The organism is Pseudoalteromonas nanhaiensis (assembly GCF_051235485.1).
In the GTDB taxonomy this organism is placed as follows: Bacteria; Pseudomonadota; Gammaproteobacteria; order Enterobacterales; family Alteromonadaceae; genus Pseudoalteromonas; species Pseudoalteromonas lipolytica_C.
Genome location: NZ_JBPNYQ010000003.1, coordinates 12,932 through 38,856, shown reverse-complemented (window position 1 = coordinate 38,856; position 25,925 = coordinate 12,932). Strand labels below are relative to the sequence as shown.

Here is a 25,925-nt window from a genome sequence, read left to right as displayed (position 1 = left end):
TTCCAAAGAAAAATGTAAAAATGGATAACAGGTTTAGTTGTTCATGTTGGCTATTACTCCTAAAATTATGCCCTTCATACTAGCCAGTTAGTATTAAATTGGCAACAATTTATGTTAGGGTTTGTTTGATATTGCATTAAAGGAAAGGATTTTGAAGCACGTTAACTGTCAAGCGATAGCCAATAACCCAACGCAAATAAAACTTAAGGTAAACGAAAATAAACGTGTATTTATTATCAGCGATCTCGATGCTAATTTAGCTAAGTTTGAGCAAGCTTTAGTCGCTGTCGATTTTGATGAAAGCAACGATGTTTTATTTTCACTTGGTGATGCAATAGATAGAGGCAGCGACAATTTTGCGTTGTTATCACGTTTTAAAGAGCTGGGTGTTTATATGACACTGGGTAATCATGAGCACATGATGCTTGAGTCGCTACTTGCCGATGATCATAGCTACTATTCACTATGGGTTGAAAATGGTGGGCGTTGGCATACTCAAGCAACCGATGATGAATTAAAAGCGATAACTGAGCAGCTTTTACAGTGCCCTCTTTCTTATTTGCTTGACTATGCTGGTATGCGAATAGGGTTGTCGCACACAGTATCTGCAGATTGGAATTGGCAAGCTCCTAGTGAGCATAAACCATATGCCGCGGCATCGTTGTTGTGGGATCGCACAATTGTGAAACAAACGATAACAAAGAAAAATGCCAGCATAGACTTTTCTGTGCATGGCCATAACACCACTGCTGAACCTTATTGGCTTGGCAACACTTATCATATAGATACTCATTATTTGAGTGGCAAGCCTACCATTGTTGAACTTAAACCACTCATTAAAGCATTTACGCAGCTAAATTCAGTCTAAGGTTGCAACATGTGTTAATGCATGTACTTCAAGATATTGTTTATAGGCCAAACGAGCATGCCATAATTGCTCATTATCTTGCTGAATAAATATAAGTGGCCCTGAGGTTTCTTTTGCTAAGCGGTTTAATTTAATATATTCACTGGTGTCGATGATACCATCACTAAAATACTGTTCAGCGGTATATAAAAACACATTATCTTTATATACATCACTGTGCCAAATTAGCGAACGATACATACTAGCACTGATTTCAGTCGGTTTTTTATTCGACTTATATAGTTTTAGCTCTGTATAAATCGAGTTACCTGTAAAAACAATCCCAATTAATGAAAGGGTTGTAAGAGTCATCATCCATTTCATACTTCTATCCCTGTTAAAAGCTCTATTTTAACTATAGGAGATAATATGAATGATTTACCGTTTATTTAATCAATTGGGCTGGTTGTAAGTATTTACAAAATACTTAATTATTGTTTTATAAGTACCTATTTTATGTATTAGGTTTTACAACCTAATACATAAGTATTTAAATTAATGTAGTGCCGCGGTAAACGGAATTTTTTTACAAATTTCAGCTTCGGCTACAAGAATTTCTTCTAATCGGGCATCCACTTCATGTTTATCAAAATACTCGTACGCTAACTCTACAAATAGGTTTTTGTGCTTTTCTTCAGACTTTGCAATTGCAACATAAAACTCTTTTTCTTTGCCCGGTGGCAATGCTTCAGCGACCAATGAAAAGCGTTCATGCCCTCGAGCTTCAATTACACCTGCAACGAGTAAGCGGTCCATTAAAAACTCATCACGACCGTTTCTAAATACCGCACGAATTTGTTTGATATAGGGATCTTTTTGGTCATTACCAAGTGAAACATCACGTTCCATTAATAACTTAAGCACTTGTTTAAAATGTATCATTTCTTCAAGAGCTAAGTCTGTCATTGCTTTTACAAGCTTACGACGGTCAGGATAATGCGATAGCATTGACATTGCCATACCTGAGGCTTTCTTCTCAGCAGCGGCATGATCTTGTAAAAAGGTATCAAAATCTGCCAAGACACCTTCTGTCCACTCAAATGGAGTGTGATATTTTAATTCAAACATGATAACGAACTACTTAACTAACAATGGCGGCGATTTTAGCGTATTTCTGTTATAAAATCTTGTGATTGTAACCAAGTGACTTATCAATTTTGCCGTTTCTGGTGGAGGCAATTTTATCGGGGTGTTTAATATCATTCCAAGCCGTTACTTTACCACCCATATTTAGCTGCTCGAACTGTATATCTGCATCTGTACCTAAAAATATCTGTAACGCTTTAGCGTTGTGTGGCTGTGCAACATTTAACGTTAATAGGTTGGCTTTTTTGTCTTTAAAGAAATTAGAAACACGTTGTTGATGTTGCTCATAGCAGTTAATCAAATACTCATCAGACTGAATATCTGCTAACGAATATTTACCAAATGTCTCAAAGTAGCAACGCTTTAAATGCGTGTTAAAGCCTCCGTCACTTCGCATTAAATTGGTGTGCATTCGGGCCAGCAGTTGACGGATCGAAGGTACCCATTTAGACAAATCTCGTTCAAGGTTAATAAAGCGGCTATTAGCAAAGTGCGCATCTAATAACGGGAATTCGCTAAAAACAGGAGTATCAGCAATAACGTCTGCTTCTTTTAAGGCTGTTTCGGTATACGCTGTGTGGGCGGTTTTATAGCCCAATTGTAAAAAACTATGGCACAGACTGGTAGTGCCTGTGCGAGGTAGGCCAATAATAAATATTTTGTTGTTCATTTAACTTTTTGGATCGGTAACCATAAGGACTTATCGCCTACTGGGGTTAGCGGTGGTAGTTCTTTGTTTTCTAATTCTACAATAATCTTGTCATGAATATGGGCGTTTTCTATTAATTTACCATTGTATTTAAAAAAGATTTCATCGAACTCACCGCTTTCTATCATTATGCGTAAGCCTTTATTGACTGCTTTTGCAACTGCGGTGTTGTCTTTGTTGAAGAAGAAATAGATTGGGCTGGTGTATTTCAACATTAAATGAGGCAAAACAACCAGAGGCATTTGTTGCTTAAAAACTGCTAGTTCATCTTCAATTTCAAGCACAGAGCGTGGGAATAAGTCTCCCCGGCCTCTGTCGAGCATAACAAACAACGAATCAAAGTTTCCTGACGTTGATATAACCAAGCCATTGTCACGCAATATTTGGGTATCGGGCCAATCTTGTCCTTGTACAAAGTAAACTTTCTTTAAATCATCGAGGGTTTTTAGTCGGCTTAAATAAGGTAGTTTCGGCTCTGTTGTGAACATTAAACGCCAACCAAACAAGCCTTTAAATATAGGAACACGAACCGGCAGTAACTTGTCTTCTCTTACTTTGTTAGTCATAGTCCAGGTGACATCGATATCACCGCCATGTTCAATTTCTTTTAATACCCTATTTTGACCTAATAACTTTGGTGCAGCAGTTAATTTGTATTTGTAGCCACTGCGTTTTAGTGCTGTATCCAACAAAATAAGTGGGTAATAAACGTCTTCAACTAAACTGGGCAAGGTTTTAGGATAAATTATATTTAAAACTTTTGGTGGAATAGTTGATTTTTTGACATGAGCTGTATCTTCTGTACTGCCGGCAACTTGATTCGAAAAAAATACGAATGCAATCGTAAATACAACTCTTATCATATTAAAAAACCTGTGTTATTAATAACATAACCGAACTTATGAAGATCATTAAAAACGTTAAAACCATGCCAACGACGCGTAGCTGCATTTTTTCATCTGCTAATGCATAACTATGACAAAAACGACCTACTAATAACATCGCACCTAAAATATAAGTAAAATGGCTGGGTAACCCTTGATACTCTAATAAAAATAGCAGAATTAAAGAAAATGGCACATATTCTATAAAATTAGCATGGGTGCGGATCGCGGCTTGTAAACTTGCATCACCACCGTCTCCTAAAGAAATACGCTTAGCTTTACGGATTTTAATAACGCGAAAGCTAAGTTGAATATACAAAATAGCCAAAATAGCAGCAAAAGTTGAAACTATCACAATTTATTCCATTTATTATTTAAAGTTAGACGCCTAGCACTGTTTATTGCTAGGCTGACATATAATTTGCTAGGTTAGCTCAAAATCCTAATTAAAGTCTAACAGTTCTTAAGGAAGTGCATGATTACGCCAAGAAAAATAGCCGATAATTACCGTGAAATGATCAGCAGCATAGGATTTTATCCGTCTATGTTGTCTGTTGTATTTTTGACTTTTGCTTTAATTACAACAGCTGTTGAGTATTCTGATCCAGCAATGAGTGTTAAGAAAGTCCTAAGTGTATTGCTAGTAGACAGTGAAGAAAATGCACGTACCATCCTAAGTACTTTAGCCGGAAGCATTATTCTCGTTAACTGTATTTAGCTTCTCTATGGTTATGGTAGTTTTAAATAGCGCCAGCGCCAGCCTTTCTCCTCGAGTATTACCCGGACTTATAACTCGTAAATCTCATCAACTAGTTTTAGGCTTTTATTTAGGCAGTATAATTTACACCATTCTAATGCTCATCAATATTCGTACCATAGGAAATGGTAATATGGGCATCCCTTCACTGGGTATATTTATATCACTGGTACTTGGCTTAATTTCACTGGGTTTCTTTGTTTATTTTATTCACTCTATATCCAGAGCTATCCAAGTAGATAATGTACTGAATGACTTATTCAAAAATACTAAAAGTGAACTTAACAGTATTAAAGCTATGCAGCATGAACATCCTGTTGATGATTTTCCGACCTTTGACGACTGGTACAGCATAAAAAGTAAAACGGAAGGTTATTTTAAAGGCGCTCATAGCGATAAATTGTGCGCTATCTGTAAAGAGCACGACATTAAAATTTATATCTCTGTTAAACAAGGTTTTTTTACTGTAAAAGGTTACCCATTTTTAAAATGCGATACTGATTTAACTGACAAACCAGAGCTCATTGATGAGCTACTTGCATGCTTTATTTTTTACATTGAAGAATATGTTAGCGATCATTACCGATATGGAATGACGCAAATATCTGAGATTGCTGTTAAGGCAATGAGTCCGGGCATTAATGATCCAGGTACTGCAGTAAAAGCTATTGATATGCTGAGTATTTTACTCATTTTGCGATTAGACATTTATGATGTGAATTATTCGCTTAAACAATGCGATGATAACCATCCTAAGTTGTTTTTACATGAAACATCATTCGATGAGCTGCTGCATGATAACTTCACACCTATTCGCAATTATGCAAAAAATGACGCCTATGTAATGGTTAACGTACTTGAGGCGTTTAAAAACATATTGTTTAGAGCATCTGATAACGAAAAAGCGACTAAGAGTTTGTTTATTTACTTAGGGGCGATTATTGAAGATATAGATACGCATATTAGTAATGATTACGACCGTGAACAAATTACTAATATGCTAAAAGCGATTGCCCGTATTTCAGAGCAACAAGGTGAAAAGTTGCTGGCGCGCTTTACCAGCAACAATAAATAGACTAATTTTCGATAAAATAAACTGCATAACTGCTTGCGCTAATAGTAAGCTCACCACCATTGTATGCATCAGGTACATAGTTTTCTGGTGCAGCATCTGCCATTACCATTTTGCTAGCACGCATGTAAGGTTGGCTTCCTGTATCGAGTGGGCTGCTTGATGCAGTATAAAGGCCTTTGAGTTCAACCCCATAATCACTGGCAAACTCTTTCGCAGCAGCACGCGCATCTTTAATGGCTAGCTTTTGCGCTTGCTTTTGTAGCTCTTCATAGCGACTCGATACAAATTGCGTTTGATTAATTTCGTTGATACCCGCATTCACTAGTTGCTGAAGCATAACTGGGTACTTTTTAATATCAGTTAGAGTAACAGACAGACTACGCGATACTCTGTACCCTACAAATTCCTGTTTACCTGTTTCACGGTTGTATTCTGTTTGGCGTTGAATTGAGATATTAGATGCATAAACGCCCTTTTCTTCTACGCCTTGGCTTTTAGCAAGCTTAATGGCTTTGGCCATGGTTGCATCAGCTTTGTTTTTAGCGGCAATTAAATCTTTATCTACTTCAACAATACCTACAGTTAACTTAACGTTATCAGGGATTGCTTTAACCGTTGCATTACCTTGGATATAAATATGCGGCGCATCTGGTGTTGCTTGTGCTAACACATTAAAACTAAGTGCGGCGGCCATAGCGGTAAAAACTAACTTACGCATAATACTGTTCCTTAATTAAAAACTCCGTTCATTATCACCTTAAAGGGTTAATTCAATATGAACAACCCCTATTATTCAGATATAAAAAAACAGGCATTAAAAGCCTGTTTTTTTTAACCACTCAAAGCGATATAGTTTAGATACTACGGCGCTTATAGTTACGGTATTCTGGAAGCCAGTAGTTTTTCTCGATTGCAGCCCATAAAGCCTCATCACTTAACTCAAGTGCCACACCTTCTTCCATCGCTTTTTTCGCTACTGCAAAGGCAATACGTTTACTTAACGCTTGGATTTCGGTTAACGCTGGTAGCAAGCTGCCTTTACCAGTGTTTGCACGAGGTGAAGACTCTGCCAATGTTTCACTTGATACAATCAGCATTGCATCAGTGATACGAGTAGCTTTAGCTGCGATAACGCCTAAACCAATACCCGGGAAAATGTAGCTATTGTTACATTGTGGGATTGGGAAAATTTGGCCGTTATACTCAACCGGATCAAATGGGCTACCCGAAGCTACAATCGCTTGACCCTCTGTCCACTCAATAACATCTGAAGGAAGTGCTTCTACTTGCTTAGACGGATTACTTAGCGGGAAGATAATCGGTTGTGGGCAAGATGCATGCATTGCACGAATAACTTGCTCTGTGAATAAACCAGGTTGGCCAGATACACCAATTAAGATATCTGGTTGTGCACAGTGCATTACATCTAATAGTGATGCGTACTCACCGCTATACGTCCATTCACTTAAACCTTCTTTAGATTGGCAAAGCGCTTGTTGGAAATCACGTAAACCTTCCATACCATCAGTTAGTAGACCAAAACGGTCAACCATGAAGATTTGTGAGCGAGCTTGCTCATCGCTAATGCCTTCAGCAACCATAGTACTGATAATTTGCTCAGCAATACCACAGCCTGCTGAACCTGCACCAACAAATACTACTTTTTGCTCTGAAAGTTTCGCACCTTTAACACGACATGCAGCCAATAAAGACCCTACAGTTACCGCAGCAGTACCTTGAATATCATCGTTAAAGCTACAAATTTCATCACGGTAGCGTTTTAATAATGGCATTGCATTTGGTTGTGCAAAGTCTTCGAACTGAAGTAAAACACTTGGCCAGCGACGTTTAACAGCCTTGATGAATAGGTCTAAGAATTCATCGTACTCTTCTTGCGAAATACGCTTATGACGAGCACCCATATACATTGGGTCGTTAAGCAGTTTTTCGTTATTAGTACCAACATCAATCATCACTGGTAATGTGTAAGCTGGGCTAATACCACCACACGCTGTGTAAAGTGATAATTTACCGATAGGAATACCCATACCACCAATACCTTGGTCACCCAAACCAAGAATACGCTCACCGTCAGTCACAACGATAACTTTTACTTTGCCTTTAGTAGCGTTACGTAAAATATCATCAATTTGGAAACGATCTTCGTAAGAAATAAATAGACCACGGGCACTGCGGTAAATGTCTGAAAACTTTTCACAGGCATCACCTACTGTTGGTGTGTAGATAATTGGCATCATTTCTTCAAGATGATCACGTACTAAACGGTAGTAAAGTGTTTCGTTGTTATCTTGAATTGCACGAAGATAAATGTGCTTGTTTAAATTATCGCTAAAGCTTGAATACTGTTGGTAACAACGCTCAACTTGTTCTTCAATTGTTTCATAACGCGGTGGCAGTAAACCGGCTAAGTTGAAACTTTCCCTTTCTTTTTGTGAAAAAGCACTGCCTTTGTTTAATAGTGGCGTTTCGATCAGACCTGGGCCTGAATAAGGAATATAAAGATAATTTGGATCGGTATTTGTAGTCATATTTCCAAGCTTTGATGCGTCATAATTATGACCTGACATTATTACTCTTAAAGGCGAAATTGCAATGACAATTCACCTTGTCAGACCATTGAAGAAAATGAATTTTATGCCCTAAACGGCACAACGAATAGTATACATGAAAACTCAGCAGCTTTAAGGCTGCTGAGCTTGTTTTTAGTGGCTTTTATCACTTAAAGCGATGCCTTCGCGCCGCGGATCGGCTGCGCCATAAAGTTTACCGTCTTTTACTTCAACAGCATGTAAACCAGAGTTTAAATCTAGGATACGAACTGTGTGCCCGCGGTTAACAAAATCAGCTTCAAAGTTTGCAAGTTCAGTGCCCTTTTCAAGGCTTGTATAATTGTTGCGATTAGTAATACGCGGTAAATTAATGGCAGTTTGCGCATCTAAGTTCCAATCAAGCACACCTACTACCACTTGAGCAACGTAATCAATGATACGACTACCACCCGGTGAACCGACCACTAAACGTAAACTGCCGTCTTTGTTAAACACCATCACTGGCGACATTGAACTACGCGGACGTTTACCTGCTTCAACGCGGTTAGCTAAAGGTTTGCCATCTTTTGTTGGTGATAAAGCAAAGTCTGTAAGCTGATTGTTTAAAATATACCCGTTCACCATTACTGTTGAACCAAACGCCATTTCGATAGAGCTGGTCATCGAAACCGCATTACCTTGGCTATCAACAATCGATACATGGGTTGTTGAAGGTAGCTCGTAAGCATCATCTTGTGCATAAGCAAGTGAGTTTGGCGGAGTACCTGCTTCTGCGTGAGCATCTTTTTCAGAGATAAGCTTTGCACGACCTGCAAGATAGTCTTTATCAAGTAATCCTTGTGTCGGGATTGGCATAAAATCAGGGTCGCCCATATACACGTTACGATCAGCAAAAGCTAAACGTGATGCTTGGGTAAAGTAATGCAACGCTTGTACTGAATTTGGTTTTAGTTTAGCCATATCTTTATGTTCGAGTAAGGCTAAAATCTGTAATACAGCGACACCACCACTACTTGGCGGAGCCATTGAACAAACCTCGTATTGGCGATAATCAACACATACTGGAGCACGCTCTTTGCTTTTATAATTCGCTAAGTCTTCAACAGATAAAGTACCCGGTGCTACCGCTGAGTTTTGCACTGCATGCACAAGTTCTTTGGCGTTTTCACCTTTATAGAAAGCATCAATGCCTTGTTTCGCAATATCTTTATAAAGCGCGGCAAGTTCAGGATTCTTTTTTACCGTACCAACAGCAAGCGGTTTACCATCAGGGAAAAAGTAATCACGAATAACAGGAAGCTTTGTAACCCCTGGGTTTAACTCTTTGGCAAGTAATTGATGCAAACGTGGTGACACAATAAAGCCCTGCTCAGCCAATTCAATGGCAGGGCCAAATAAGGTTTGCCACTCTAACTTACCATAACGCTTATGCGCTGAAGCAAAGGCATCTAAAATACCCGGTACACCAACAGAGCGACCACCTACCACGGCTTCAATCCACTTAACGGCTTTACCGTGTTTATCTAAAAACAGTGTTTCATCAGCGTTACTTGGTGCGGTTTCGCGGCCATCAAAACTGGTTAGGCTTTTGGTTTTGTTGTCGAAGTACATCATAAATGTACCACCGCCGATGCCCGACGATTGCGGTTCTACCAGTGTGAGTACTAATTGTGTAGCAATAGCAGCATCAACCGCAGAGCCACCTAGCTCAAGCATTTTTTGACCTGCTTTTACAGCATAAGGGTTTGCCGCTGCGACCATGTACTTATCGCCTTCAACAACCTGTTTATGGGCAAAGCCGGTTGCAGCTTCGGGTTCGCGTGTTTCAACTTTTGCAGGAGTCGCTAAAAGAGCCGTTGAATAGATAAATGAAGTGGAAAGAGCTAACAAAGCTTTGGTTTTGAATAACATAAATATACTTAATCCCGTAGTGTATTTGGCATCTTAAAATTAAACGTGCACAATAGTGTCACAATCTCAGATACAACAAAAATAACATGATAAACCTGCCCCTGAAACTAGAATATATTCTGCCCCCATTGTGTTTAATACTACTAAGTTCCTTGTTTGCACTTTTCAACTTAAATGAATATCTTGAATTTAACCGTGAGTTAGTCGCAAATGGTGAGTTTTGGCGTATTTTCACCAGTCAATTCGTACACGCAAATTGGCCTCATTTAGGCTTAAATTGTGCCGGAATTTTATTAATTTGGGCTCTACATGCTGAGCATACAAGCCCTGCTCGCTATGCGTTTAATATTTCCATTCTTGCACTGTGGTGTGGCTTAGGTGTGTGGCTATTTTGCCCTGATATCCATATTTACACCGGATTAAGTGCTCTACTGCACGGAGTGCTCATTTGGGGAGCAGTTAAAGATGTACAAGCAGGCATGTTTTCAGGCTGGTTATTGTTTGCGGGTACGTGGGCTAAAGTGATTTGGGAGCAAATTGCAGGCCCGAGTGAGTCGGTGAGTCAGCTAATCGCCTCTAATGTTGCCATTGACGCCCACTTTATTGGCGCAATTGGCGGCACACTATTGGCTTTACCTGTCTTTATAAAAATAATAAAAAATCGCGGGTAGCCCTACTCGCTTTTTACAACTCTTTTTAACTCGAAAAGGAACTTTAAATGAATGAAAATAAAGGACATATTTACCTTCGCATTATCCTATTTTGCCTTTACGGACCACTCTTGGCCGAGCTATTTGGCCTATTGGTAAATTTAAAATTTGTTTCACCAACGTTTATGGCAAGTCTTGATAATATTTATTACACCATAGTATTTTGCTCAATTTGTATTGGGTTTTGTCTGTTGTTAGCAAAATACAGTATCGTTAAAGAATCGTTTAAAAATAAAATTTTTGCTCATTTGACCCTTATTATTAGTATTTTGTATTCATGCTTAATGTTCTTTGGTATTGGCTTACTTATATTATTCAATATCATGTTTAACTCAAATACTGATTACGTTCACCAAGAAAAGGCATTTGAATATCGCACCTTTTATGTCTACACATCAGACCCTGGAGCTTTTGGAACTGCTCACCATTATGTGTATTTAAAGTGCCCTGCTTCGTTTAACCGCTATGAATTGGAATTAATAGCCAATATATCATGGATGAGAGACTATAAAATGAGTTTAGAGGGTGATAATTTAATTTTTGAAAACGACTCAGAGGAAGGCAAGACTGTACTCGATGTGAGTGAATTTTACTGCAAATAACCCCTTTTGGATAATTCTATTACAAACAAAAACAGCCACTTAAAGTGGCTGTTTTTAATTAACGCTATTGAATTAAAGCGTTTCTTTAAATAGCTTATGAATACGGCGGTATTCATCTAACCAGCTTGATGGTTGTACAAAACCATGCGGTTCAACTGGGAAGATAGCTGTTTCAAAGTTTTCTTTTTCAAGTTCAATTAAGCGCTGTACTAAGCGTACTGAGTCTTGGAAGAATACATTGTCATCAACCATAGGCGCGTTAATTAATAAATGGCTCTTCAGACCTTCAGCAAAGTAAATTGGTGAGCTCTTTTCATAGGCAATTGGATCAACATCTGGGTGGTTTAAGATGTTAGACGTATAAGGGCCATTATAGTGAGCCCAATCAGTTACCGGACGAAGTGCAGCACCTGCTTTGAATAAATCAGGTTGTGTGAATAGCGCCATAAACGTCATGAAACCACCGTAAGAGCCACCATAGGTGCCTACAGCTTGTGTATCAACGTTTGCGTTATCTGCCATCCAGCTTACGCCGTCTGCTAAATCTTGGATCTCAGGTGTACCCATTTGACGGTAAATAGCTGTACGCCAATCACGGCCGTAACCTTTTGATGCACGGTAGTCCATGTCCATTACTACGTAGCCCTCTGAAGCAAGTAGTGAGTGGAACATAAACTCACGGAAGTAACCAGACCAACCCATGTGTGAGTTTTGTAGGTAACCAGCACCGTGGTTAAAGATAACCGCTTTACGGTTTTTACCTGTTTCGCCTTCTTTATAATCAGCTGGGTAATATACTTTTGCGTAAATTGGCTGATCAGTGTGGCTTGAAGGCACAGCAACAATCTTAGGTGCGATTAGTTTCTTCGCTAAAAACTCATCAGATACCGTGTGCGTTAACTGCGTTGCTTGGGTATTTGCTTTTGCATCAGCAACGTAAAGCTCAGGCGGTGACATAATTTTTGAATGAGTTAGCAATAGTTTGCTTTCATCTGGGCTTAACTGGTAATCAGTCATACCATCAAGGTTGGTTACTTGCTCAGATTCACCGTTTGCAGGGTTTACACGATAGATTTCGTAAAGACCTGGATGCTCAACGTTAGCTTTGTAGTAAATCGCTGAGTTATCAGCTGTTAACGTTAAGTTTGAAACAACAAATTGGCCTTTAGTTAGCTGTGTTGCCTTACCGTTAAGTGGCTTTTTGTAAATGTGGCTGTAACCAGACTCTTCAGATAAGTAGTAAAGCGTATCTGAGTTATTCAACCAACCAAAATCGTTGTATGCATAGTTAACCCATGCATCGTCATGCAGACGGTGCTGTGAAACAAGTTTGTTGTTTTGTGTATCAACAGTAGCTAACCAACGATCTTTGTTGTCCCATGCTTCAAGCATAAGTGCCACTTGTGAACCATCTGTGTTCCATTGGATTGCACTTTGGTCCCAACCCCAATCCATCATTAGATTGATGGCGCGCGGTGCTTTTTCAGACTTGTAAGTTTTGCCTTCACGGGCGTAGTTTTCTTTTTTAACAGCCGCAAGTACGTCTTCATCAAAGCCAGGTAAGGTATCGAATGCAAGGGTTGTTTGCTCGCCTGATTTAAGGTCGATGTAGATAACATCTGAGCTGATTGGTTTTTCATCAGCAACACGACGACGTACTTTCTCAGCCTTTACACGTGCATCATCGGCAATGTAATTAGGCATGATATCGCCTTCGTCACGCCATGAACGGTTCTCAGTGGTTACTGCAACGAGTGCTTGGCCATTTGGTGAAAGCTGAACATCTGCTAAACGTTTGCCTTTACCTAAGTAAAACTGCGCGTTAGCAATGCTGTCGTTTTGTTCGTTGATTTGTGCTTTACGCTCTTCACGATCTTTTTTGTTTTTGTGAGTCAGCGCAATGTAATCAATTAGTTTGTGCTGTTCTTTTGCAATGTAAGTGTCAGGCTCTTGTACACCTTTAGGTGCATCGTCTAGGTGTAAGTTTACTAATTCAACTTGACGACCCGTTGCTAAATCAACTTTATAAAATGCATTACCTTGACGAAAAGCAAGGCTACCATCAGTTAAAAACTGTGGTTTTGATTGCTGTGCGCTATCGTGAGTAATTTGAGTAATTTGCCCAGTGCTTAAGTTTTTAACGAAGATATTACCTTCAAATGCATAAGCCTGTTGCTTTTTATCTGCTGAATAAACAGCATTTTTAGCGCCTACAGTGTGTAGTTTATTTAACGCTAATTGTGATGCAGATTGGCTGTTTATTGCTTGAACGTATAAATCACGTAACTCATTGCCCTGTTGCTTTTGTGCATAAACGATGCTGTTAGAATCACCGTTCCAGAAAGCACGCTCAGGCTGACTACCTAACCAATCAGGGTGAGCCATTGCTTGCTCTAACGTGATTTCAGCGGAACCTGTGTCAGCAGGAGTAACGACAACGGGTGCTACATTGGTAACTTGTTCTTCAGAAGGCGTTGAGGCGGTTGATTGACAACCAGCTAGCATAAAGCTAGATGCGACTGCGAGAGCCACTAACGTTTTATTAGCAGTGGTTTTGAAATTCATAGTGCTTCTTTAGGGTAATTATAATTCGCCTTATTTAAGCAGAAGCACTGATGAAATAGCAATTTTTATAGGATAAACAGCCAAACTTTTCCGTTTAATAACAGCTTATTTCAATGTGATATCAAGCCATACCATACGATGATCAGAAGAGGCATTGCGATCCTCAATTAATCTGAATAACTCAGAGTTTTCTGTTGGCCAAAATACTCTGCCGTCATTTATTTCAATACCATAATTAGATGGCAGTACGTAATCGGCTCTGGCTTGCCAATAAGCGGTATAATTTTTAGCGTAATCTTCTTTATACGATTCTTTAGCGCCTTTGCTTGTTGGCGTAAAAGAGGTATTCACTAATGGATTTTTTAAAATTTGGTCTGTGGTATTTGGACGTGCCTTGCCCCCTTCAGGCGCAGCATTTAAATCGCCAACAATTACAAAACGGCTGTTCGCTTTTAAGCCTCCTTTTTGGCCTTTATCATCGTAAATGTAGTTAGCATTGTTGATGTAATCAGCAATTAAGCGCACTTCATCGTGGTTACGCTTACCGTTGCGGTCTTCTGGGCCATCGAATACCGGCGGCGTAGGGTGCGACGCAAGTAAATGAACTGTTTTGCCTTTTACATCTATTGGTAAATCCCAAAATGATTTAGAGCTTAGGTGAATTGCTTGCCATTCTTCAGGAGAATACCAATCATTACCTGTTTTGGGGTCGATAGGCATTTGTGCATTTGGCATATCTTTGTATTTGAATGTTTGTAATGTTCGCGCTTTATCTAAATCAATTGGGTAGCGAGAAAGTACAGCCATTGCATAATGCCCTTCAAAGAAGCCAAAGCCGTGTGCGTCACCTTTGTAATGCCCCTTTACACCATCGTTATCTAAGTCAAATTCGGTAGGTAAACCGGTGTTGACTGGTGCGATAAAGTAATATGGGTAATCGATGGCAACCTGCTTATTTTGCGATACCTGCAGGTAGTTTTTACGAAATACGTTAATACCTTTATCAGCATCAATATAATCAAACTCATTAAGTAAAATAACATCAGGTCTTACTCGCTGAATTATTTCGGCAATGTTGCGAATTTGCTGGTGGTTGCTCGCTAATGCTTTGCTTAAAGCATCTTTATCAATAGCTTCGCCTTTTTTAGCATAGTTGGTTGCATCCATACTCACGTTAAAGGTAGCAACACGTAAATCTGCAGCCACTGCATTGTTAGCAAATACACCTAAAGCCAGGGCTAAAGAGGAAGTTAATAAAGCGTTTTTCATGAAATAAATCCGTCTACTATAAGTAGTAAAATAATACTGCTGACAATGATCCATAAGATCATCGCCATGATAAAAGGTTTAATACCTGCTTGTTTTAAGACTGAAATAGATAAGCCACTACCAATCAAAAATAAGGTCATTACCAAAATTTGTTTAGCACCAACATTGAGTGCATGCCAAAGTGTTTGATACTCAGGAAAGCTTGAATTAATCAGTGCAGCCGCTAAAAAACCAAATATAAACAATGGGATACTTGCTTTTTCATCTGATTTCCAAAACACACCCGCGATGCTTGTATAAGGTATGATCCACATTGCTCTGGTTAGTTTAATGGTTGTTGCAATAGCAAGTGCTGATGCGCCATAAGCGGCTGAAGCCCCCACTACACTACTGGTATCGTGAATCGCAAGTGCCGCCCAAACACCAAATTGCTGTTCAGTTAGGCCAAAATAATGGCCAATCATCGGGAACAACACTAAGCCAAGAGCATTTAATAAAAACACCACAGCGAGTGATATCGCCACTTCGTGATCTTTGGCTTTAATCACCGGGGCCATAGCTGCAATTGCGCTGCCACCACAAATTGCTGTTCCAAATGAGATAAGTACACCGGTGTTTTTATTTAACTTAAATAACTGAGATAAAATTTCGCCAAGACCAATAATCGCGGTAATACTGACAATTGTAAGCACAATAGAACTGCGCCCTACTTCTATTACTTGATTAAAATCAACAGCAAAGCCTAAGCCAATAACCGCTAACTTTAGCATCCATTTACTAAATTTTTGTGACTGAGCTGCAAATGGATTGCCTAAAGTCATGGCAAATAGTGCACCGACTATAAGTGCCGTAGCAGAACCAACAAATGGCAAAGCAGATGCTAAAAAGAGCGTAATAAAAAGAAATTGTTTTGGGCGTTCAGCTATCACAACGGCACTCTGATTAGTTTGTTGGTTAATTTATGTACCAGAGGTGCGACAACAATAACGGTAGGAAATGCCACACAAAAAGCAAAAGCCCAAGCTTTAAGCCAAATGGTTGTAATGTTATCGATTAAACCAACGTTAAAAATGCTGATCACTAAAGACATAAATCCAGACATAAACAGCGCCATAAAAAAGGCAAACACGACTGTTCTAAATCGAGGATGTAACATAACAAGCTAATATTAATATAAAAATATTAGTCTATAGGAAGAAAAACCTGACGCAAGTGCTTTGAGACAAGAGGTACAAAATTAGCGAAGTTTGCGCGTAAGGCCAAAAATTTAAAAGCCGAGGTAAACTCGGCTTTTAAGAATTTAAACTGATTAGTTTAAAATAAGTTGGGTGCTGGTAGCAGCTACACCTGGGTAATCTTGCTCTGGCAATATTTCAGCAAGTGCAGCTAATCGCTCACCTAATTGGTGAAGATTATTGGCAGATACGTTGATGTGTCCCATTTTACGGCCTGGTTTAGCCGTTTTACCATACCAGTGGCTTGCAACATCTTTAGTGGCAAGTACTGAGTGTGGAATTGAAGGCTGTCCTAACACGTTGATCATAGCAGTAGGACGAAGCAATTCTGTACTGCCTAATGGTAAACCTGCAACAGCGCGCATGTGGTTTTCGAACTGAGAGCAATGCGTGCCCTGCTGTGTCCAGTGACCAGAGTTATGAACGCGTGGTGCAATTTCGTTTACTAATAACGTACCTTGTACATCAAAAAACTCAATTGCTAATACACCTACATAATCAAGTTCTTGCGCAAGCTTGTTGAACGCCAGTTCAGCTTGTTCTTGAATTGCAGCTTTTTCTTTACCTGCAACTGAAAGTGTAAGCACACCGTTAGTGTGTTGGTTTTCAGTTAATGGGTAAATTACTGTGTTACCTGCTTTGTCGCGTGCACCGATGATAGATACTTCGCGGTCAAATGGGATCATCTTCTCAGCAATAATAGAATGCGGTGCACTGTCGGTACCAGATGCAATGAAATCTGCCATTTCTGACCAAATTTGGTCAATTTGATCATCTGATTTTAAGCGCCACTGGCCTTTACCGTCGTAACCCGCTTGGCAAGTTTTGATCACAAGTGGCTTACCTAAACGCTCTACCGCAGCAATAAGATGTGCTTTTTCGGTAATTAGCTGATAAGGCGCGCACTCAACATTTGTTTTATCAAGTAATGCTTTTTCAAGTGCACGATCGCCACCTGTTTTAATCGCCGCTTTACCCGGGTAAAACTTGTTGCTTTGACAGCACAGTGTTAGTACATCATCAGGAATGTGTTCAAACTCTGCTGTAATTGCGTCTGCGCTATCAATAGCTTGTTGTAATGTACTGTTATGAACTTCACCGGTTAATGGGTGAATGATTTTTTCACTACCCACATCGTAGGCAACAACATTTAAATCAAGGGGTGCGCCCGCTAAGCTCATCATACGAGCTAACTGACCCGCACCTAAAATTAGAATATTCATATTACTCTGCAGGATTAGGGTTAGCTAAGATAGTGTCTGTTTGTTCTTTACGGAATGCTTCAACTTTTGCGAAAATTTCTGGCTGTTGACAACCTAAAATTTGTGCCGCTAAAAGGCCAGCATTTGCTGCGCCCGCTTCACCAATAGCAAGAGTACCTACCGCAACACCTTTAGGCATTTGGCAAATAGATAATAACGAATCTACACCATTAAGAGTTTTAGATTTAACGGGTACACCTAAAACTGGTAGTGATGTAAAGGCCGCTGCCATACCTGGTAAGTGCGCAGCACCACCGGCACCTGCAATAATAATTTTAATGCCGCGCTCAGATGCAGTGCTTGCATAGTCAGCAAGTAATTGAGGGGTACGGTGAGCAGAAACAACTTTAGTCTCGTATTCAATGCCGAATTTTTCTAGCATTAACGCCGCATGTTCCATCGTTGGCCAGTCTGATTTGGAACCCATAATAATGCCAACAGTCATAAATACACCTCAGTAAATTGTTTTCTAAAAAGCGGACTTTTGTCCTTATTTTGTGGCGGGTATTATATACCCAAACCATCTCAAGATGCGAGTTTCAGTTGGAATTAAAAGCGATTTAGGCAAGGCATTGATTGCAAATAATAGTGGCTCTATTGTTAAAATCAAAAACACAGTATAAATCGCTTTAAACCATCTCAAGATGCGACTCTAGAAGCACAAAAAAGCCATGACATGCATGGCTTTTAATCACTCATAAGCTAATTAAGCTTCTTTACTTGCTAGGTACTCAGTGTATGTACCTTTAAAGTCGATAACTTTGCCGTCTTTGATTTCCCAAATGCGGTTAGCAAGTGATGATACGAATTGTCTATCGTGTGATACGAACAATAATGTCCCTTCGTATGCTTCAAGTGCTAAGTTAAGCGCTTCGATAGATTCCATATCCATGTGGTTGGTTGGCTCATCCATTAATAAGATGTTTGGTTTATGCATCATAATTTTGCCAAACAACATACGGCCTTGCTCACCACCTGAAATCACTTTTACTGACTTTTTAATGTCGTTTTGTGAAAACAGCATACGACCTAAGAAACTACGAACAACTTGCTCGTCGTCGCCTTCTTGTTGCCATTGTTCCATCCACTGGAATAAGTTCATGTCTTGTTCGAACTCATCAGCATGATCTTGCGCGTAATAACCAATATTAGCATTATCAGACCATTTAAATTCACCTTGCTTTGGTGCTAAGCGCCCTGCAAGGGTATTTAATAATGTTGTTTTACCAACACCGTTCTCACCGATAATCGCAATACGCTCACCTACTTCAACTAAACCTTCAAGGCCACTGAAAAGCATGTCATCAAAACCTTGCGCTAAGTTAGTTAGCTCTAAGGCATTACGGAATAACTGTTTTTCTTGTTCAAAACGAATAAATGGGCTTTGACGAGAAGACGCTTTAACTTCTTCAAGATGAATTTTATCGATTTGTTTAGCACGTGATGTTGCTTGTTTTGCTTTTGAAGCATTTGCAGAGAAGCGAGATACGAACTGCTGTAGTTCTGCAATTTGGCTTTTCTTCTTGGCATTTTCGCTCAGTAAACGCTCGCGGGCTTGTGTTGCAGCAAACATATATTCATCGTAATTACCTGGGTAAATACGAAGCTCGCCATAATCGATGTCAGCCATGTGCGTACATACTGAGTTTAAAAAGTGACGGTCGTGCGAAATGATGATCATGGTGCAGTCGCGTTGGTTTAACACGTCTTCTAACCACTTGATGGTGTAAATATCCAAGTTATTGGTAGGCTCATCCAGTAGCATGATATCTGGATCAGAAAACAGCACTTGTGCAAGTAACACACGCAGTTTAAAACCCGGTGCGATTTCAGACATAGGACCGTAGTGTTGCTCTGTACCAATGCCTACACCAATCAGTAGCTCACCGGCTTTAGCTTCTGCTGAGTAACCATCCATCTCTGCAAACTCAGTTTCTAGGTCTGCTACACGCATACCGTCTTCTTCGCTCATCTCTGGTAAGCTATAAATACGGTCACGTTCTTTTTTTACTTCCCACAGCTCTTTATGACCCATGATAACTGTATCGATCACAGAAAACTCTTCATAAGCAAACTGATCTTGATTTAGTTTAGCAATACGCTCGTTTGGATCTGTACTGACATTACCTGAAGATGGCTCAAGTTCACCACTTAGGATTTTCATGAAGGTTGATTTACCACAGCCATTCGCACCGATTAAACCATAACGGTTTCCATCGCCAAATTTTGCTGAAATATTTTCGAATAAAGGTTTAGCACCAAATTGCATGGTGATATTAGCTGTACTAATGATAGCGGTACCCTCCAGCGGGTAAAAAGTAAAAACAAATCTGCATGCAATTTTAAACTAAAGCCGCTTTGCACGCCATGATAGTTTAAATAAATCAACTCAGTAGTTTTACAAAATGACATACAGCATCTATGCTGAACTGCACATAAAATGAGCACGCTCACAAACGAATGTGAGCGCGCTCACTTTTTAAATAATCATTATAAAACAAGGAGTTTGTTAGCATGAGAAATAATAACACAGAACAGCGAATTTTAGATGCTGCTTGGTCATTATTCGAAAAAGAAGGGTTTTCTGACACCTCTACTAGACAAATTTCGGCGGCCAGTAATATTGCTGTGGGTACTTTATTTAATTATTTTCCAGATAAAGTTGCTATTTTAGAGGGCTGCTTAGAAAACAGATTTGCAGAAGTGTTGGAGCATGCTAAAGAAACAGACATCCACCGCCCTGCCCGTTTAAAAATAAGCCACTATGCACAGTATTTTTATCAATTCTATTGCACACACCATCAGTTTTACAAACCTCTTTTCAGCGATCGTTTGTTTAGTGAGTCGTTTCAGGAGCAGCACATAAGATTGATGGAATCATTAATATTTGCCGATCAACCGCATTTTAATAAAGTTAAAGCAGCCATTCTACTAGACTGCTATTTTATGACCTTATTGCACGGTTTATGCTCAGACAAACCCAATACAAAAGATATGCTAAAAACATTAAGTCAAAAGGTGTCCATTTTTTAGCTACATTAACTTATTGATAATTCAGTATAGTGAACTCAAAATGAATAAATATTCCTCAAAACTGATATCTTTGTTGATTTTTTTCACTTTTTACCCTATTTTAGCTCTGATAATCTCCTACTTTTGCAAAATAACACTTATTAGGGACGATGTATAAACAAGGATTTCTATGAAAAGAACTTACATAGCAACATTAATCGCAAGTATGAGCATGGTCACAATTAACAGTCATGCTATTGAGATATATAAAGATGATAAAAACAGTGTCACTGTTGGTGGCTTTATTGATGCCAGAGTGATCAGCACTCAAGGTGAGACTGAAATTGTAAATGGTGTATCCCGTATAAATTTGGATTTTAAACGCCAGCTAAAAAATGAATGGCAAGCCTTGGCATTCCTAGAGTGGGGAGTAAACCCTGTAGGTAATAGTGACATTGTTTACAATAATCGCTTTGAAACTGTGCAAGACGAGTTTTTATACAACCGTTTAGGTTATGTTGGTGTAAAACACGAAAAATATGGACGAATTACTGTAGGTAAGCAATGGGGTGCTTGGTATGACGTGGTTTATAACACAAACTACAGCCTAGTATGGGATGGCAATGCTGCTGGGGTCTACACCTACAATAAAGACGATGGAGCAGTAAATGGTACTGGTCGAGGCGATAAAGTACTGCAGTATCGTAACAACTGGGGAAATGTCCATATAGCATTGCAAACGCAATTAAAATCAGATGACTTTTATACCTGCGATATCGCCGATATTTCGCGTGCATCATGTCAGGCATTATGGGATCAAGGTAATAATGCTGCTCAAAAAGTTGAGTTTAATTCAACTTATGGTGCTGCCCTCTCCTACTATGCAACTGATGAACTTAAATTTACCGCAGGTGTAAACCGAGGCCAATTTGAGATTCTGTATGCTGGCGGGCGAAAACAATCAGTAACAGATCTAATTTATGGTGTGGGTATGACCTATGGTGATTTTAATAAACCTGGTTGGTATGCATCAGTGAATATCAATAAAAATGAAAACCATGATACTGATAATTTAGGTCGGTTAATTAAAGAAGCTGTCGGTTCTGAATCGTTAGTCAGTTACCGTTTCGATAACGATATCCGCACTTTCTTAGCCTACAACATATTTGATGCTGGTGACGATTACGTGATTCAACCAAACTTTAATGCTGATCCTAATGATGTGTTTAAACGACAATTTGCTGTTTTAGGTTTGCACTACTTTTTGGGCGATGACACTATTTTATACATCGAAGCGCGTAAAGATTTTAGTGACTTTTCAAGTAATGATGCTGAGCAAAAAGCACAGATGTCACAAACCGAAGATGATGGTATTGCCATCGGATTTAATTACACATTGTAATTGTATTTACATAAAGCCCACCTTAGTGGGCTTTTATATATTCTAATTAATGTACACTCAAATATTTTGCTTTTTGTTCGCAATCCAAATCAATAAACTGATTCTAGTTACATCAATTTCAAGCATTTCGTTGATGCACTTTTATTGACTAACCCAGCTTGCTTGTTATGGTTCATTGTTTCTATTGAGTAACTCACTCAACTCTTTCTTACTTTGCTCAGGATTTTTGCCCGCAGTATCTATGACAATACGTGCTGTTTCCCACAAGTCATAATCTCTTGAAATCACACTTTCCCATGATGGAAGTAAAAGGTTTCGAATATCTGCTTGCCTGTTTTCTACACGTTGTCGATGTTCGGCTTTATTCAAGCAGATAACTTCAATTTCTATATAGGGTGATGAAGCTTTATTTGCTACGCTTATCCACCCTTCTCGAGATTCCAAAACTGGGTTTGTTGAGTCAGCTACAACAGAAAGGCCGCTTTTTAGATTTTCTAACGCAAGAGCAAAAGCTACCTTGTAACCTTCGTCATGTAGTTTATTAAAACCACAGTTTTTTAATTCTTGCTCGATAGTATCAATACGAATATGAACTGCGCCCAAGGAAGAAGCTAAAAACTTAGAAAGTTCAGTCTTACCTGTTGCGGGTAGACCGCCAAGGATATATAACAGAAAGCCTATGAATTCCTTCCATGTTACTTTTAAAAGTGTGTATTTAGGGTGTTTAACATTTAAAATGTTGTCATAAAAATTCAAGAAAAACCATCGCATTCGATAAACCGAGAAGATTCCACGCCTGAGTTTCTATAACTACTTATCTTGTTTATCAATATACTTAAATTTAAAGATACGCTGAGGTTATATTAAGGCCGAATACAGTATGATGTGTTCCTATACAGAGAATTATTACTACAATGAATAATCACGTTCTACTTTTGCAATGCGCGTTGTAAAAGCGCTGTACCATTTGTCTTTACCAATTTGTTGGGCATTTAAGTGCTCTACGTTTTGATTCCAGGCTTTAATTGCTTCTAAGCTTTGCCAATACGACACAGTAATACCTAACCCATCACGAGCAGACTCCATGCCTAAATACCCAGGTTGTTGTTCTGCGAGCTCCACCATTCTATTCGCCACCTCTTCATAACCAGCGGTATCGTCAGATAAGATATTCGTAAAGATTACGGCGTAATAAGGCGGTTTTGGTGTATTCGCTATCATGGCTATTACCTCCCTCTACTAGGTTCAAAGCCATCAAAGCATGGGATTTCTGTGTTAAACGTATCCCAGTTTGCTTTAGAGCTCACAAAATTATGGCTTATCGGACGTTCGTTTATATCACTATCTAATAAACCTAGGCGAATACGTAAGCGGCTTGGGTCATCTTTATTTTCGCTATAAACTGGGGAGCCACAGCTGCTACAAAAATAGCGAATTCTACCGGGTTTAAATTCAAACGCACTTAGATGCTGCTTGCCTTCTGTTAGGTTAAAACCATCTCGTTGAATAAAGCCGTTGGTTGCGTAAGCTGTGCCAGAATTTTTACGACACAACGAGCAATGACAATGAATAATTGAGTCTATACCACCAGCAATCGTTACTTTTACTTTGCCGCACAAACAACTTCCTTTATACATAGTCCCTCACAAGGTTAAAGCTTAATAGCCGCGATGCTTCCAAAAATCAGTGGCAGTGCCTTCGGCTTCCTTTAATAAGTTAAAGGATTTATCGGCAATTATATGGCCATTTAACTCAATAGTCATGCGCCAAATACCTACTTTATTATCAACAGGTGCCCATATAGTATCACCTAAGTAAAACTGCCAATCATTTGTTTTAACATACTGTTCACCCTCAAACGGCGGCATAATATCGCCATCCTCATCGGGGATATCTGGGTGGTAAACGCAAAATTTAATTTTTTGTCCTTTGGCCTTTTTAATGTTAACAATAAAACCAAATTCAATATCTAACTGTGCAGGAACGTCTGTTGTAAATTCGGTGATTTGAGGCAGGTCTTTCTCTTTTGCATCCCAATGACTGTAAATGCCGTAACTTTCAATACTGGTAATTGGTTTGGCTTTTGCCATAGTTGCAAGCGCTCCTTTTTAAAAATGAGGCGCTATTTTATAGTAGCAACCTTAGCAGAACAAGATTGTACTATTATAGTAATTAGCTAACATATTTTATCCACTGAGCGTCATGCTGTTGAAAGTCGCATTTTGTTAAAAGCTTAATACATGAACTATTATTTGGGTTAACTAAAGCTACAATAGTGTTTAGCGGCGCTGGTACAAAGGTTGTCAATTTTCCAAATAACATGGCTAATACCTTTTGCATTATCCCCTTGCCAAAGTATTGCGATGACAATTCAAATCCTAAAATACCCTGCCCGTTAATTATGTTAAATATGCCAACACTACCAATAACTTGGCCAGTACTTCGCAAAACGATAACCAACCGAATACCTTGTTGATTATAAAAACTCTCTATGTCGCCTTGAATAAAGTCGTAAACGTCACCTTTGGTTATGTCAGCACTGTAATCATTAAAAGATTGAACATGAGGATCTTTTAAAATATCCCAAATTGCTTGGCAATCTTTATGTCGAATTGGGCGTAAGTCAAAGGCTAAGTCATTGTGGCTTGACACGGTAATTACTTCTTTTTCTTTATGAGCTGACATTATTGTCTTACTATAAAGGCAAATACAAGCAATTAGGTTAAGTTCGATGAGTGAAGAGTTTAAAGTAATTCAACCTACCACTACAGTGTATTGTAAAGAGCGCGGCGAAGGCTGGACTTTAACAGGGATCACCAGCATTGATGAGCATACTTCTGTGATGTTCGATGGCGTAAGGTATACCTTACCAGCCCGTGAAATTGTTGAGGTATTATTACCGCAACAGCTAGAGCGAGAGAAAAGCCAACAATAAAAAAAGCCAGCATCAAGCTGGCTTTTTCGTGTTTAAAATTAACGTAATGCGTTAATACGCTCGTCAAGTGGAGGGTGCGATGAGAATAACTCAGCAACACCTTTACCGCTTGCAATACCAAACGCCATCATTGAACCTTCTAGTTGTGATGGGTGGTTTTGCTTTAAACGCTCAAGGGCGCTTCGCATTTTATCTGCACCTACTAGCTTAGCTGCACCGGCATCCGCAGAGAACTCGCGTTTACGGCTATAGTAAGCAACTATCATACTTGCTAGAACACCAAATAGCATTTGGAAAATCATATCGAATAAGAAGTAAGTCCAGCTACTACCACCCTCTTCTTCATCACTATTTAAGAAGTTATCAACAATACCTGCTAATACTTTCGCTATAAAGATAACAAAGGTATTCACTACACCTTGAATAAGAGTAAGCGTAACCATGTCACCATTTGCAATATGAGACACCTCATGTGCCAATACCGCCTCAGCTTGATCTTGGTTCATGTTGTGTAATAAACCTGTGCTCACAGCCACCAGCGAGTTGTTCTTACTTGGGCCGGTCGCAAAAGCGTTCATTTCAGGGCTATCGTAAATAGCCACTTCTGGCATCGCGATACCTGCTTTTTTCGCTTGCGCTGCTACCGTAGAAACTAACCATTGTTCTGTTTCAGAACGAGGCTGTTCAATAACATGTGCACCGGTTGATTTTTTTGCCATCCATTTCGACATAAATAACGAAATAAACGAGCCACCAAAACCAAATACGGTTGAAATAACTAAAATGCCGCCTAAACTGCGATGGCTAATACCCAGTACGCTCATCACAATAGACAACACAATACCTAACACTAGCATTACCGCTAAGTTAGTCAGTAGAAACAAAAATACACGCTTCATAAAAACCTCAGAATAAACATACCAATTGTATTAACTAACGACATGGTTAAAAATCGTTAGTTAATAAAATTATCTGAGTGTTCTACCAACTCAGTTTAGGGCTTATGCAATTAGTTGCAAGGAACTAATTGCAAC

Annotated in this window: 27 protein-coding genes and 1 pseudogene; 7 read left to right on the top strand and 21 right to left on the bottom strand. The window is 39.2% G+C overall.

The features are described from left to right. Window positions 1-151 precede the first annotated feature (151 nt). Entirely contained in the window at window positions 152-868 is a 717-nt protein-coding gene (locus tag ACSFVZ_RS04195) for a metallophosphoesterase (RefSeq protein WP_435558180.1), read from the top strand. Here the strand turns inward: ACSFVZ_RS04195 and ACSFVZ_RS04190 are convergent. From ACSFVZ_RS04190 to ACSFVZ_RS04170, 5 genes are all read right to left on the bottom strand, one after another. Next, on the bottom strand, window positions 860-1,231 hold the full coding sequence (locus ACSFVZ_RS04190) for a hypothetical protein (protein WP_435558179.1): 372 nt from the start codon (window positions 1,229-1,231) through the stop codon (window positions 860-862). The genes ACSFVZ_RS04195 and ACSFVZ_RS04190 overlap by 9 nt on opposite strands. Window positions 1,232-1,402: 171 nt before the next feature. Continuing rightward, the gene (locus ACSFVZ_RS04185; protein ID WP_135924522.1) at window positions 1,403-1,975 is read right to left on the bottom strand and encodes a MiaE family protein; all 573 of its coding nucleotides are present in this window, start codon (window positions 1,973-1,975) and stop codon (window positions 1,403-1,405) included. Between the two features lie 49 nt (window positions 1,976-2,024). Further along, the gene (locus ACSFVZ_RS04180) at window positions 2,025-2,663 is read right to left on the bottom strand and encodes a sulfotransferase (RefSeq protein ID WP_435558178.1); all 639 of its coding nucleotides are present in this window, start codon (window positions 2,661-2,663) and stop codon (window positions 2,025-2,027) included. Further along, window positions 2,660-3,565, bottom strand: a complete 906-nt coding sequence (locus ACSFVZ_RS04175; protein WP_435558177.1) for a substrate-binding periplasmic protein — start codon at window positions 3,563-3,565, stop codon at window positions 2,660-2,662. The genes ACSFVZ_RS04180 and ACSFVZ_RS04175 overlap by 4 nt, the downstream gene beginning before the upstream one ends. A gap of 1 nt (window position 3,566) precedes the next feature. Then, on the bottom strand, window positions 3,567-3,941 hold the full coding sequence (locus tag ACSFVZ_RS04170; RefSeq protein ID WP_135924515.1) for an MAPEG family protein: 375 nt from the start codon (window positions 3,939-3,941) through the stop codon (window positions 3,567-3,569). A gap of 120 nt (window positions 3,942-4,061) precedes the next feature. On the opposite strand from ACSFVZ_RS04170, the pseudogene ACSFVZ_RS04165 reads away from it, so the two are divergent. Continuing rightward, window positions 4,062-5,418: pseudogene (locus ACSFVZ_RS04165) on the top strand (DUF2254 domain-containing protein). A gap of 1 nt (window position 5,419) precedes the next feature. Here ACSFVZ_RS04165 and ACSFVZ_RS04160 read toward each other — a convergent pair. From ACSFVZ_RS04160 to ggt, 3 genes are all read right to left on the bottom strand, one after another. Beyond that, a complete protein-coding gene (locus tag ACSFVZ_RS04160; RefSeq protein WP_295508003.1) occupies window positions 5,420-6,136 on the bottom strand; it encodes an SIMPL domain-containing protein in 717 nt (238 codons plus the stop codon). Window positions 6,137-6,272: 136 nt separating this feature from the next. Continuing rightward, on the bottom strand, window positions 6,273-7,967 hold the full coding sequence (locus tag ACSFVZ_RS04155) for an NAD-dependent malic enzyme (RefSeq protein WP_135926277.1): 1,695 nt from the start codon (window positions 7,965-7,967) through the stop codon (window positions 6,273-6,275). Window positions 7,968-8,141: 174 nt separating this feature from the next. Further along, the gene (gene ggt, locus ACSFVZ_RS04150; protein WP_435558176.1) at window positions 8,142-9,899 is read right to left on the bottom strand and encodes a gamma-glutamyltransferase; all 1,758 of its coding nucleotides are present in this window, start codon (window positions 9,897-9,899) and stop codon (window positions 8,142-8,144) included. Between the two features lie 86 nt (window positions 9,900-9,985). Between ggt and rrtA the strand changes: the two genes are divergently transcribed. Together rrtA and ACSFVZ_RS04140 are read left to right on the top strand one after the other, a co-directional pair. Then, entirely contained in the window at window positions 9,986-10,570 is a 585-nt protein-coding gene (gene rrtA / locus ACSFVZ_RS04145) for a rhombosortase (protein ID WP_435558175.1), read from the top strand. Window positions 10,571-10,617: 47 nt separating this feature from the next. Next, the gene (locus ACSFVZ_RS04140; RefSeq protein WP_435558174.1) at window positions 10,618-11,211 is read left to right on the top strand and encodes a hypothetical protein; all 594 of its coding nucleotides are present in this window, start codon (window positions 10,618-10,620) and stop codon (window positions 11,209-11,211) included. 72 nt (window positions 11,212-11,283) lie between these two features. On the opposite strand, the gene ACSFVZ_RS04135 is transcribed toward ACSFVZ_RS04140, so the two are convergent. The 7 genes from ACSFVZ_RS04135 to ACSFVZ_RS04105 form a co-directional block, all read right to left on the bottom strand. Then, complete coding sequence (locus ACSFVZ_RS04135) at window positions 11,284-13,776, bottom strand: prolyl oligopeptidase family serine peptidase (protein WP_435558173.1); 2,493 nt, start codon at window positions 13,774-13,776, stop codon at window positions 11,284-11,286. Between the two features lie 105 nt (window positions 13,777-13,881). Continuing rightward, window positions 13,882-15,045, bottom strand: a complete 1,164-nt coding sequence (locus ACSFVZ_RS04130; RefSeq protein ID WP_435558172.1) for an endonuclease/exonuclease/phosphatase family protein — start codon at window positions 15,043-15,045, stop codon at window positions 13,882-13,884. After that, a complete protein-coding gene (locus tag ACSFVZ_RS04125; RefSeq protein ID WP_295507983.1) occupies window positions 15,042-15,974 on the bottom strand; it encodes a YeiH family protein in 933 nt (310 codons plus the stop codon). The genes ACSFVZ_RS04130 and ACSFVZ_RS04125 overlap by 4 nt, the downstream gene beginning before the upstream one ends. Continuing rightward, window positions 15,971-16,201, bottom strand: coding sequence for a DUF2798 domain-containing protein (locus tag ACSFVZ_RS04120; protein ID WP_135924483.1), 231 nt, complete (start codon window positions 16,199-16,201; stop codon window positions 15,971-15,973). The genes ACSFVZ_RS04125 and ACSFVZ_RS04120 overlap by 4 nt, the downstream gene beginning before the upstream one ends. Before the next feature lie 153 nt (window positions 16,202-16,354). Then, window positions 16,355-17,503, bottom strand: coding sequence for a 5-(carboxyamino)imidazole ribonucleotide synthase (locus ACSFVZ_RS04115; protein ID WP_435558171.1), 1,149 nt, complete (start codon window positions 17,501-17,503; stop codon window positions 16,355-16,357). Between the two features lies 1 nt (window position 17,504). After that, window positions 17,505-17,987, bottom strand: coding sequence for a 5-(carboxyamino)imidazole ribonucleotide mutase (gene purE / locus ACSFVZ_RS04110; protein ID WP_435558170.1), 483 nt, complete (start codon window positions 17,985-17,987; stop codon window positions 17,505-17,507). A gap of 261 nt (window positions 17,988-18,248) precedes the next feature. Further along, complete coding sequence (locus ACSFVZ_RS04105) at window positions 18,249-19,835, bottom strand: ABC-F family ATPase (protein WP_435558275.1); 1,587 nt, start codon at window positions 19,833-19,835, stop codon at window positions 18,249-18,251. 221 nt (window positions 19,836-20,056) lie between these two features. Between ACSFVZ_RS04105 and ACSFVZ_RS04100 the strand changes: the two genes are divergently transcribed. After that, a complete protein-coding gene (locus ACSFVZ_RS04100) occupies window positions 20,057-20,575 on the top strand; it encodes a TetR/AcrR family transcriptional regulator (protein WP_138556933.1) in 519 nt (172 codons plus the stop codon). 169 nt (window positions 20,576-20,744) lie between these two features. Then, window positions 20,745-21,956, top strand: a complete 1,212-nt coding sequence (locus tag ACSFVZ_RS04095; protein WP_435558169.1) for a porin — start codon at window positions 20,745-20,747, stop codon at window positions 21,954-21,956. Between the two features lie 165 nt (window positions 21,957-22,121). Here the strand turns inward: ACSFVZ_RS04095 and ACSFVZ_RS04090 are convergent, their stop codons facing one another. From ACSFVZ_RS04090 to ACSFVZ_RS04070, 5 genes are all read right to left on the bottom strand, one after another. Then, complete coding sequence (locus tag ACSFVZ_RS04090) at window positions 22,122-22,727, bottom strand: P-loop nucleotide/nucleoside kinase family protein (protein WP_435558168.1); 606 nt, start codon at window positions 22,725-22,727, stop codon at window positions 22,122-22,124. A gap of 138 nt (window positions 22,728-22,865) precedes the next feature. Next, window positions 22,866-23,177, bottom strand: coding sequence for an antibiotic biosynthesis monooxygenase family protein (locus ACSFVZ_RS04085; RefSeq protein ID WP_435558167.1), 312 nt, complete (start codon window positions 23,175-23,177; stop codon window positions 22,866-22,868). Window positions 23,178-23,182: 5 nt separating this feature from the next. Further along, a complete protein-coding gene (locus ACSFVZ_RS04080) occupies window positions 23,183-23,593 on the bottom strand; it encodes a GFA family protein (protein WP_435558166.1) in 411 nt (136 codons plus the stop codon). Between the two features lie 21 nt (window positions 23,594-23,614). Further along, window positions 23,615-24,046 (bottom strand): DUF3859 domain-containing protein, encoded by a 432-nt coding sequence (locus ACSFVZ_RS04075; RefSeq protein WP_135924463.1) that lies wholly within the window; start codon window positions 24,044-24,046, stop codon window positions 23,615-23,617. An 82-nt stretch (window positions 24,047-24,128) separates the two neighbouring features. Further along, a complete protein-coding gene (locus ACSFVZ_RS04070; RefSeq protein WP_435558165.1) occupies window positions 24,129-24,641 on the bottom strand; it encodes a GNAT family N-acetyltransferase in 513 nt (170 codons plus the stop codon). Between the two features lie 46 nt (window positions 24,642-24,687). On the opposite strand from ACSFVZ_RS04070, the gene ACSFVZ_RS04065 reads away from it, so the two are divergent. Then, window positions 24,688-24,891 carry a hypothetical protein gene (locus tag ACSFVZ_RS04065; RefSeq protein WP_435558164.1) on the top strand — a complete coding sequence of 68 codons (204 nt, stop codon included), beginning with the start codon at window positions 24,688-24,690 and terminating at the stop codon, window positions 24,889-24,891. Window positions 24,892-24,929: 38 nt separating this feature from the next. On the opposite strand, the gene htpX is transcribed toward ACSFVZ_RS04065, so the two are convergent. Next, window positions 24,930-25,790: a protease HtpX gene (gene htpX, locus ACSFVZ_RS04060; protein WP_135924457.1), complete on the bottom strand. Its 861-nt coding sequence runs from the start codon at window positions 25,788-25,790 to the stop codon at window positions 24,930-24,932. Window positions 25,791-25,925: the final 135 nt, after the last annotated feature.